The 11078-nt window shown below is 33.5% G+C and carries 11 protein-coding genes; all 11 read right to left on the minus strand.

What is annotated here, in order from left to right; genetic code table 11:
• Positions 1-185: 185 nt before the first annotated feature.
• The 11 genes from ACIQ0C_RS26610 to ACIQ0C_RS26660 all read right to left on the minus strand — a co-directional run bounded on the left by ACIQ0C_RS26610 (position 186) and on the right by ACIQ0C_RS26660 (position 10744).
• Positions 186-512, minus strand: coding sequence for a YolC/YozM family protein (locus tag ACIQ0C_RS26610; protein WP_367240632.1), 327 nt, complete (start codon positions 510-512; stop codon positions 186-188).
• Between the two features lie 273 nt (positions 513-785).
• Positions 786-1760, minus strand: coding sequence for an anti sigma factor C-terminal domain-containing protein (locus ACIQ0C_RS26615; protein WP_367240633.1), 975 nt, complete (start codon positions 1758-1760; stop codon positions 786-788).
• Positions 1744-2250 (minus strand): RNA polymerase sigma factor, encoded by a 507-nt coding sequence (locus tag ACIQ0C_RS26620; protein ID WP_061461601.1) that lies wholly within the window; start codon positions 2248-2250, stop codon positions 1744-1746. The genes ACIQ0C_RS26615 and ACIQ0C_RS26620 overlap by 17 nt, the downstream gene beginning before the upstream one ends.
• Before the next feature lie 492 nt (positions 2251-2742).
• Positions 2743-3360 carry an NUDIX hydrolase gene (locus tag ACIQ0C_RS26625; protein ID WP_403065724.1) on the minus strand — a complete coding sequence of 206 codons (618 nt, stop codon included), beginning with the start codon at positions 3358-3360 and terminating at the stop codon, positions 2743-2745.
• A gap of 254 nt (positions 3361-3614) precedes the next feature.
• Positions 3615-5018 (minus strand): DUF4179 domain-containing protein, encoded by a 1404-nt coding sequence (locus ACIQ0C_RS26630; RefSeq protein WP_377386532.1) that lies wholly within the window; start codon positions 5016-5018, stop codon positions 3615-3617.
• Positions 5011-5550 (minus strand): sigma-70 family RNA polymerase sigma factor, encoded by a 540-nt coding sequence (locus tag ACIQ0C_RS26635; RefSeq protein WP_403065728.1) that lies wholly within the window; start codon positions 5548-5550, stop codon positions 5011-5013. The genes ACIQ0C_RS26630 and ACIQ0C_RS26635 overlap by 8 nt, the downstream gene beginning before the upstream one ends.
• A 704-nt stretch (positions 5551-6254) precedes the next feature.
• A complete protein-coding gene (locus ACIQ0C_RS26640; protein ID WP_403065731.1) occupies positions 6255-7478 on the minus strand; it encodes a Ger(x)C family spore germination protein in 1224 nt (407 codons plus the stop codon).
• A gap of 239 nt (positions 7479-7717) precedes the next feature.
• The gene (locus ACIQ0C_RS26645) at positions 7718-8710 is read right to left on the minus strand and encodes a S66 family peptidase (RefSeq protein WP_403065734.1); all 993 of its coding nucleotides are present in this window, start codon (positions 8708-8710) and stop codon (positions 7718-7720) included.
• A 234-nt stretch (positions 8711-8944) separates the two neighbouring features.
• Positions 8945-9328, minus strand: coding sequence for a YkvA family protein (locus ACIQ0C_RS26650; RefSeq protein WP_403065737.1), 384 nt, complete (start codon positions 9326-9328; stop codon positions 8945-8947).
• A gap of 163 nt (positions 9329-9491) precedes the next feature.
• Positions 9492-10025 carry a GNAT family N-acetyltransferase gene (locus ACIQ0C_RS26655; RefSeq protein WP_403065740.1) on the minus strand — a complete coding sequence of 178 codons (534 nt, stop codon included), beginning with the start codon at positions 10023-10025 and terminating at the stop codon, positions 9492-9494.
• 215 nt (positions 10026-10240) lie between these two features.
• Positions 10241-10744 (minus strand): DinB family protein, encoded by a 504-nt coding sequence (locus ACIQ0C_RS26660; protein ID WP_403065743.1) that lies wholly within the window; start codon positions 10742-10744, stop codon positions 10241-10243.
• Between the last annotated feature and the right edge of the window lie 334 nt (positions 10745-11078).

Here is an 11078-nt window from a genome sequence, read left to right on the forward strand (position 1 = left end):
CAAATTAATCCAAGAAACCTTGATAAATGAATAAATAGAAAGAGCATGTTTTGAAAAAAGATTAATTAAAACATGCCCTTATAATATTTAATTGGATTATTCTTTTATAAAAAAGATTGATTATTTTTGTGTTCCTTAATCAACTAACGCACCCGTTAGTTTTAGTACAATCCTTCACAAGGCTTTCAATAGACAACTGGGTACCCATCTCTTATAGCTCTAACTATGACTTCATAATCCTCCATGCCATGCTTTTGGGCGATTTGAGCCAAAGAATAGGCCAGTTCATTCCGTTGTTCTTCCTCTATCGGCACATGGACTTTAATCGTTTTGTTATCTGGATTGACTCCGAGCGCTATAATATCATATTCATTAATTACCTTATTGCTTTCTTCCATGAATGCTCGGCTTTGCTCTTCCTTTTTCTGATTGTCTAAGTAATCATAGACTAAAAAAAGTATAAACGCGGCCATCAGCACACCTATCCCTAGAAAAACTCGTTTTTTTTTCATTTCTTCACTTTATATCTCCTTGTCCAAAATTCTGTCTCTTTTACACTTAGTAAAAACAAAACTAATATTACGAAAAGAGAAAAGATATATTTCAATGTAATAAGGGCAACAATAAGATCTTGCTTGGCTCTATCAGGAATATCACATTGTGTCGTAACAACTGTACTCCTCCTTAGCATTTGTAATTCCAACCCCAACAGCCCGCCTAAATAATAATGAGCATCTTATATACATCAATCAGGATAGATTGATCCACTCTACTCACTGATAATACTAATATTGATCTGTTGTGGCTCCTAAGGTAGCACCATTTATCATAGAATTGTCATTATACTTTTTTAAATCACTAGGTTTCCCTGTAACTACTACACCAATAATTTTAAGGTTCTCAGGTTCTAGTTTAATTTTACCTTTATTAGTAATGTTATTGTAAATTTCAATTGCCTCATTCTGATAATTTCCACCATCGGATTTTATCATCTCTAGGATAGATATAAAATTAAATCCTGGCTCAGTTTTTGGATGATTATTATATTGAAATCCATATGCTTCAAATCCACTTATGGTATGTCCTCTAGAAATATTCTCTTCTTCATTTAACTCGTTATGCTCTTTTATGTCATCCTTACTAAAGGTATCTACCCAATACCAAGCTAATTGATCTTTAAAAACTTTGTTAACTTCTTCTATTGAATAGCCCTTATTAAATGAAAATGCCATTTCTACGACGGAGTTATCATCAATTTGATTAAGTAAAACCCTGTCATCAAAAATTTGCTTATAGTTAACTTCTGGGTGATAAAATTCAATTACTCTTTCTCCTTGGTAAAATAAAGGAATTCTCTCATCCTCAATACTCCCAGATCCTGAGGGACCATCAGTAGTAATCAATCTTGATGTTCCAAAAATAGTAAAGACTTTTTCCTGTTCTCCCCATGGGATTGGTACCCCTCCAACTTTTTTAACTAACTTTGTTTTTGTTGTTGCTGAAATCGGAGAATAATTATAAGTTGTTCCTTGTTCTTCAATATTTGCTCCCATAATTCCATTCCAAGTTGAATCTAAACTAGTTTCCTTTTCCATTTTCATTTTCATTACTGTATCACCAATAAAGTATAGACCAGTTAAAACGATTAAACTAATACTTAAAGAAATGAGCACCATTTTTAGCATTGAGCGTCTCTTTGCTTTTTTCACTAATTTCTCAAACTCAAAATCTTTAGGTATAAATTCATTTTCTTTGCTCATTGTCATACCTCCTATATTGTTCTATAAATTCTTTTCTTGCCCTGTGAAGAATGGTCTTAACGGATCCTTCTTTCATGCCATATAATTCTGCTATTTCATTTATTTTCAATCCCGTACTATATTTGAGAAGAAGTAGTTGTCTATATTTTGGTTTTAATCTTTTTAACAGTTCATGTATATCTTTCACTAATTCACTTTGTAAGAGGGCAATTTCAGGTGTGTCTTCCTCGAATAGTTCATGTATGTTAAATTTCAATAATATTTCTTTCCGCCTCGATTTCTTACGGGTCAAGTCATAGTATTGATTTACTGCTACTCTAAAAAGCCAACTTTGTGTATTTGTGACTGAATCAATATATTGTAAGAATTTATAAGCAGTATCCTGAACAATATCTTCTGCATCTTCCTTTGAAGCACCCATTTTCAACAGGTATGAGTAAACAAATTTCAATATTTCGTTAAGTTTTTTCCCCATCATGTAATCATTCATTTCCGACCTCCCACCTTTAAAACGTTTAAGTAAAAAAAAGGTTAACAAAAAATTGACAAAAATAGTTTACTTGTTTGTCTAATAACGTTTTTAACTATAAATAATTTTGTCTAAAATTAAAAAAGGACTAGGCTATAATGGGTACAGTCAGGAAAATGTGGATTTACAACGCTAAGATATTTTTCAATTAAAAAGCCCAATTTAACTCTTAATTAATAGAGAAAATTAGGCTTTTTTTATGCAATAGGGACTGTTGGTTCTTCTGCCTATAGCTTTCCTATAGCTTTGAAACAAAGTTTGATCAAATTAATCCAAGAAACCTTGATAAATGAATAAATGGAAAGAGCATGTTTTGAAAAAAATTGATCAAAACATGCCCTTATAATATTTTTATTGGATTATTCATTTATAAAAAAATCGATCATTTTTGTGTTCCTTAATGAACTAACGCACCCGTTAGTTCTATAACTGGGGGCACACCCATTTGAAAAATCAATCAAAATAGACAGGTTCTTGTGGATTATGTAAATGTTTAAAAGCCAATTCAATTTGTGATTCTGTATTTCTAGCTATTGATAATGATGGTAGTTCATTTTCAGCAAAAAACTTAACTGCACTCGTTTCTATTCCTTCTTTAGGTTGTCCACCAATTATTTCACATAGGATAAACATTTTATAAACGTGATAAAGTGAAGGAGGGTGTGGATGACACTTCTTATCAAGGACACCCAACAATTTAATTGCTTTAACATCAAACCCTGATTCTTCCTTTACTTCTTTGACTGCAACTTCACTGGGAGTTAATCCTATGTCGCCCCAACCTCCTGGTAAAGACCAATCTCCATCAGTGTTTTCTCTAACCATTAAAATCTTATTATCTCTAAAGACAACTGACCTAATATCTACTTTAGGAGTCGCATAACCAGTTTCATTAGCAAACAGATCTTTTATTACTGTCTTGTTCATATCTGTTTGATGCGACAATATTTCAACGCTTATATTTCTTATCAATTCAAATCTTTCCAAGTCATATACATCTTTCGAATAAGTTAATCCCGCCTGTGCAATGGATTGGAGTTGTTTCGCCCATTCAAGCCATTTAGGTTCCATTTATTTCACCACCAATTCAACAATACCTAAATATTACCATAAATCCTTTGGAGTTGATAATAACCTATTCAGCTAACCTGCCCCGTTAGTTTAAGTACAAAATTTCACAAACTTCTAACTAATAAAAAAAGACGGTGACTTACATAAGTCATCGCCCGGATATTACTAATTATTCAATGCCCTAGTAAAATTCCACTCATCAACAATATGTTTCCTAAAATGAGCTACTTTAATTTTAATTGTTTATTCATTCCTTACCGGAAGTAAACAGTAAATGGTTTTAATTCCTTAGCTGGGACAAAGCTTGAAAAATCAAATAGCAACATTGTATTTTCTAGCTTAAAATTCTCAATCCTTTCTGCTCCGTTTAAGTCAAAAGTAGATTGGAAGTGCGCTGTCTTTTTATCGATAGTTTTCACTGTATCCATGCGAATGCTATGATTTTTAGTTGATATTGGATTTTCAGGATCTATTACCCCTATATCTTCCTTATCTATCAAAAATAATTCATATTTCAAATTATTTTCAAATAAATCAAGCTGATGTTTACTCAATCCCTTGGAGAGCCCTGTAAATTGATAATCGATTACTAGTTTACTACCCTTTTTGGTTATATCATTTACCTGAAGGCCTAAATTGAGCCGTTTGCTTTTTAACGAAAACGATTTTTTGTCCAATAGCTGTTGTACTTTTGGGTCTGCAACAGATAGCTGCGGGTAAAAAGTAAGTGAAGTAGTATTTGAGTTCAGCTTGGTCATTTTTGTTCGAGCAGTACTATGATATCCATCCTCTAGTGCTGCCCCCTCTAGAGATGTTCCGTTTCCAAACCTATATACCTTTCCTTTATTATCAATTGCTTTTAGTATATAAATTTCATCATTTTTGTATTTTTCCACCGTCTCATAAATAAGCGAAGATGACGCTTTTGCGGTAAGAATCTCTTTTATACGGATATTGACCTCATCTTCCGGGTATCCTTGCTCCTCATCAATAACAAGTGTACTGTTTTTTTCTTGCTGAATAGGGATATCAAAATTCCATTCACCTTTTATCCCGTTAATATAATGAATAGTTATGGGGAGAGTAGAATTCTCCTTAAATGATTTATATGGATATTCCATTTTCCATTGGAAATTGTATCCCCCCTTGACCTTCCTAATGTCTGTCGACTTTCCATTCAACCAAGGGTCATTATCCCCTTTGTTGTGTTCAAAATTCATATCAAAGCTTACTTCCCCTTTTTCGTTATGCCCTTTATCAACATCTTCATCTACAAATCCTGTAATTGATACCACATTGCCATCAAAATAAGCGCTGGTGAGTTTTACAGTCACTCCATTTTTAGTTAAGGATTGATTTAATTCTGTAACTGCATCTTGATTCGCAAGTTCCACGCCCATTGAATCATTGAATTCTTGAAAAATCCCGCCTATTAAAGGAGTATTAGCCAATACTTTATTCATTGTAGGATTAACAAATCCAGAAGCAATGGTGATTCCAAGAAGAGCAACTGCAGCAGCCGAACCTGCAAGAGCTTTCTTTTTCTTTATTTTCCTACCTTGCCCTGACATTTTTAAGCCTTTATCAATAGCGCCAAACACTTTTTCTTTTGGTACAACTATTTTTTCAATAGCACTTTTTACTTCTTTGTTATCCATTACATTTGCCCTCCTCATTTTTATAGGACTTTTTTAATTCGGCTTTCCCCCTACTTAAATAAGTTTTTACAGTCCCTTCGGGGATCTCCATGATTTCACTAATGGTTTTAATAGAATAATCATAGTAGTAAAACAAAATAATGGCGGATCTATAATTCCCTTTTAACTGTCCGATCGCATTTAATAGATCTATTGCTTCGTCATGAACTGAATGATAGGTTACCGATAAATTAGACAATATTGCGTCTGTTAGTGGCACAATATTATTTCTTCTTTTGAGAATATGACCAGCACATCGGATAATGATCCTGGTAAGCCATGTCATAAAGTAATCTGGTTGCTTTAACGAGTGAATACTCTTATAAGCTTGATATGTCGTCTCTTGAACGACATCTAATGCATCCTCTTCGTTATGTACATAAAGATAAGCAGTCCGGTAGATTCGTTCATAGTGCTGTTTTATGAGTTGTTCAAAAGCTTTTTTATTGCCCCTGATTGCTTTTTTTACCATCTTATCATTCTGAAACTCCATCTCTCTCTCAACTCCTTTCGACTATTAGTGGAATATATTTTATAAAAAGTTTCAAAATGTTAAAGTATTTTTAGAAAAAGCATAACATCCCAAACAAAAGCCTAAGTTAAAAAAATAAACAGAAATCACTTTGCGAATTCTGCTTATTTAAACTGTTGCCTTTTTTTGATACCTTATGAATTTGTTGAGTGTATTCTGCAACTCAAAGGTGTTGTGAGATTACACATTATTCTAAAAATCGCTTATTGAACTATCCTTCCCCGTTAGTGCCATAAGACTTATTGTAGAGGTGACATATACTATGACAAAAAAAAAGACGGTTTTACCGTCTAATAGATTGCACTAGTTTTCTTAGTAAAATCAAAACTAATATTACGCAAAGAGAAGATAGAATTAATCCTGGAATTCCTATATTAGTTAACAAATTCACACCGCCTAATTAATACAATTACTAAATTTTAGGTGTTTTGATAAAAATAGTCAATAGTCACAGTTCGAATAAGCTACGCTTCTAGAACTATCCTGCCCCGTTAGTGCCATAAGAAAAAGCTGCCTTAGAGACAGCTCCGATCTTCAGCTAAATCACCCGTTAATTAAGAAAATTTTTTTCAGGACTTTTGCATTATCTTTATCAAACTCTCCATAACTTGCATTTTCATTATTGCTAATAATTGTTGCTGTACCTGAAGATTCAATGTATTGAATCAGAGGGCTCGCTTCTTTGATCCTCCTGATGTTCCATAATCATTAATCGTTAATTTTACATCGTAGGTGATCTGAGTTTCACTAAATGTTTGGTCCCAATCCTTTTTGACTTTCTTCCATACTTTGGGGTGCTCAATTCTCAATCGATTTCCGAAGCCAGCAACATCCACTTGGTATTCTTTTTGCATTTTTTCTAATACATTCCCCACCAAGCGTTTCACTTCTTTTTCAGATAATTTTTCTGCTTTTTTGAGAAATTCATTTTTAAAAGAATCTCCCGAAACCACCCAATTTTCAGACAGTCTACCCACTGATTCAATGTTTATATCAAAAGAGATGTTGTCTCCTTTAACTCGAGTTACGATACTGCTTTTCATGGACTCTATTTCATACACAATCAGTTGACCGGTTTCTTTATCAAAGCTTTTCACTACACCGCCTTTCCCCTTACCTGTTATCCATGTTACGCCCTCCAGTTCTTCCTCATTTAAAAAACCAGTCATTTTGTGTGTCTTTCCATCGATCACTGCAGCTCCCGCAAATTTGACTTCCCCATTCACTGATAGTACATTTTGCAACAGAAAACTAGATTTTGAATGGATCTTGCTTTCTATATTAATAAGCGACATAGGAGGCAAAATCCTCGTTGTTCGATATGCATTTTCTACAATACCAACAAGGCGAAACGCTGGAATTTCACCTGCTGTCTTTGTTTCCAGTGTTTTGCTTGCTCTTCCTTTACTAATGAGCACAAGACAGCTAGGTCTAAAATCATTATCACGAAGATTAAAATCAAGTAATTGCTCCAAACCATACGATTTTGCAAGCTTTTCACTGATAACAATCACTTTCATATGGTGAGCGTCTAAGGGTTGTTCACTTCTCAATGATAATTCACGAGTCATTTGAAGGATGGAATCTCCCGTTTCAGAAACGTTAACATAAGATTTTTGTTGTGGTCCTGATTGTTTCGTTATTGAATTTGCTACTTGTGGAGTGATAATTTGATAGGTTGAAGTAATCAGGTTTTTTCTCAAATATCCATCTCCTTGTTCATTTAACTCTTTCTCAATGAAGGACTTCTTGCCTTTATCAAATGCCAAACCTATTCCTAAACTTTGCTCTTCAATTTCATGACTGCTCCAACATCCTGTAAGGGATAAGAACAAAAGAACGGAGAGGGAAACGAAGAGAGGCCGTATATTTTTATGTGTTTGTTTCATATTTTCCTCTCTTTACCTTCAACACCGACATAAAACCTCCCCTTATATAGTTCATTTTTATTGTGTCGGGTTTTATTTATTTTATGTCCCTTTTATTAAAAAAACTGAATAACCTTATACAACTAACCTGCCCCTTTAGTTGCATAAAAGAAAAAGCTACCTTAAATACAGCTCCGAACTTAAGCCAACGTACCTGTTAGTTGAGAAAATTATAAATTGTAATACTACCCATATTAAAATTAAATCCATTTCTCCGTACAATACACATTCTTCGCAGTTGCATCTAATTTTATTTTTTTTCCAATTGCTAATGGGTGCATTGGATGCGTGTGACAACTATCAAATTCAGCTAAAATCGGAATATCTTTACCGTCTAGTTGCTCTAATAAAATTTCAAGTGGTTTTCTTCCTGTCCCTAAATCATCAAATCGTTCATGTTTGCCTAAAATAATGCCTGCTACCTTGTCAAATACTCCATGTAGCTTTAACATCGCAAAATTTTTCTCAACAATTGACGCATTTTTTGTACAATCCTCAATCAGTAAAATATCTCCCTTTTCAATTTCAGGGAAATATTCTGTACCGATAAACCCATACATCGCATTATTATTTCCACCAATTAATCTACCTTCTGCAACACCCGATTTTCCTGTTACCCACTCATTTAAAAAAAGGGTTTTCTCTGTCGTTTTTTCAAGCCAGTTAACGGCTTCATCTGACCAAAATGCTGGTATCGGCACTTCATATGGCAGCGTTGATTCTTTCATAAAGTAATTTTTAAAATAAGTATATGTATCATTTACAAGAGGCTCAAATTCACCAAAAGATGGGATCAGAGCTGGTCCATAATAAGTTGAAATCCCTGTTTTTGCATATAAAGCTAAAAGAGTAGCTGTTGCATCTGAATAACCGACAACTAGCTTTGGATTTTCCTTCAATGCTGCATAGTCAATATAAGGGAGCATACTATTGGAGTTTGCTCCACCAATCGTGGACATTACCATTTTAATTTCGGGATCACGCAATAATGCGTTTAATTCATCTGCACGTTCCTTCGGTGTACCTGAACGATATGTATCTGCCTTTCCTGTTAGTTTCCCTTCTACGATAATAAAACCTTTTGACTCTAAAAATTGTATTGCTCGCAAATAACGCTTCTGAGCCGTTACAGTTGCAGGAGATGAAGGCGTATAAATACCAATCTTATCGCCTTTTCTAAGATGTTGAATCATGTTATTACTCCTCCTTATATAATTTATCTATTAACTGTCCACAAATTTAAATATTCGAATCTAGTAACATATATCATAATATGCAAATTCTTACTTTTATTGTACTTTGAACCTCAACAGAAAAACAGCTTGTGATTTCCCCAACCAACAAGCTGTTTTATCAATCCTTTTTATAAATTATCAATCTTTATTTCAAAACCACAGTTCGCTCATCTTAATGAACTAACGCACCCGTTAGTTCATTAAGCGATAAATATTAATAATAGCCCATATTATGATTAAGCCCCAAATCATTACGATTATTGTGCCGACTATCCAATTCTTCGGCTTACCATTTTTCATCATTTCTTCTGCCTTAACTTCACAGTCGGTTAATACACTCTTTGGTATCATCTTTAATGCGATCATTATCCCTATTGGAACCAGAATTACATCGTCTAGGTAGCCTAGAATGGGGATAAAATCAGGTATTAGGTCAATGGGACTGAATGCATAAGCTACAACACAAGCCGTATATACTTTTGCATACCAAGGCATCCGTACATCTTTACAAGCAAAATAAAGTATAAAAATCTGTCGTTTTAGACTCCTCGCCCAAGTCTTAATTTTATTAAACATTTTTTCTCCTATAATAGTTAAGATTTTATTTTCATTATAAAACAAAATAAGATTTACAAAGGATTGTTATTGCACTAACCTGCCCCGAAAGTTGCATAAAGAAAGAGCTGCCTTAAAGACAGCTCTGATCTTCAACTAACGCACCTGTTGGCTGAAGACTTAATTACTTATTACTTTCAAGTAATGAATAGACATAGGTATCGTGAGCTTCACCATTTTGATACATATATTTCTTCAAAACTCCCTCTTTTTGAAAACCAATTTTAGTTAGTAAATTATTAGATGCTTCATTGTCAATAAATACAACAGCACCTATACGAGTTAAATCCATAACATCAAAGCCATATGAAAGAACTTTAGCTATTGCTTCTGAAACATATCCTTTTCTCCACTGCTCTGGATGGATTTCATACCCTATTTCTGCTCTTTTATGTTTAGGTAACCAAGCATTAAAGCCAATTGTTCCAATTATTCCTTTGGTCTCTTTTCTCTCAATCCCCCAGCGTATGCCTCTTTTTTCATCGTAGTTTTTTGAAAAGAAGTCAACGAACTTCTCTGCTTGCTCTATACTCTGTAATGTTTCTTGTCCATAATAACGTGTTACATTGTTGTTAGAAAAACAAGCAAAAATACCTTCTGCATCCTCTTTTGTTATTTCTCTTAGTATTAGTCTTTCTGTCTCTAATATTGGAAACATTAATAACTCTCCCTTGTTTGGCTCTTATGTATTTTTATTACATATAATATCATAAATGTCATTTGGTTTCTTATAGAAGTAAACTGCTCCGATAGTTCCATAAGAAAAAGAGGTGCCAAAGCAACTCTCTTATTAAAGTAAAGCACCCGTTAGTTTAAGTACATTCCTTCACATATTTAAATTATAGAACCCATTAAAAACCTCTTAGTAACCTATCATACATAGGAGTTAGAAAACTTTATATCTTTTATTTGTTCAATATGTCTTTGCTCATGTAAGTACAGTAATTCAATCCATTGTTCTAAAGATAATTCACCAAATACAGGATGGTTCGCTGTTTTTTTTGATAGGATAGACTTATCATCGATTGAACGAAGAATATTTAATAAATTTTCTCTTGATTGGGTTAAAAAAATTAAAATAGTTTCAACACTTAAAGGTTCTTCAGATGGTTTAGCAATTTCTGGTGATTCAAATTTTTTGGTTCTATCAGAAACTAAATGTATAGGTTTATGTACAACACTTTCATGGTCTTTATCCTTTAACCCAGTTTCTATAGCCTTTGTAAATAGATTTTCTGACAAATATAAGTGATGGCAAATTTGTGAGATACTCCACTTATCCATAGTAGGTTTATCATTTATTTTTTCATAATCCAATTCTTTAACTTCCTCAATTAACTGTTCACTTGATTCTAACAATAAATCAAAAGAATTCATTTTATCTCTCCTTAAAAATTAGTAGTATTTTATGAGCTATAAAGATAATCTATTTTAATTTTAACGCTAGATTTTAGTAGTTGGTACTAAATTTTGGTTATTCTTTAACTATCCTGCCCCGATCGTATTATAAGGTCAGCCAGATATTTCTGGTTGAACAATTTTTATATCGATATATGATAACGGTAGCTGGGGTAGAACGTTCCTGCCCGTGGGGCTTGGACCCCGTCAACTAAACCGTTCGCCCCCTACTTGCTTAAACATGATTTGGCTGGTTGGGACCAAGATCTCGTATAACAAGCGAAGCTATGATACTGCAAGAAGGATTAGGGGT

Origin of the sequence: Peribacillus sp. NPDC096448, assembly GCF_044762675.1 — a bacterium.
Taxonomy (GTDB): domain Bacteria; phylum Bacillota; class Bacilli; order Bacillales; family DSM-1321; genus Peribacillus; species Peribacillus frigoritolerans_B.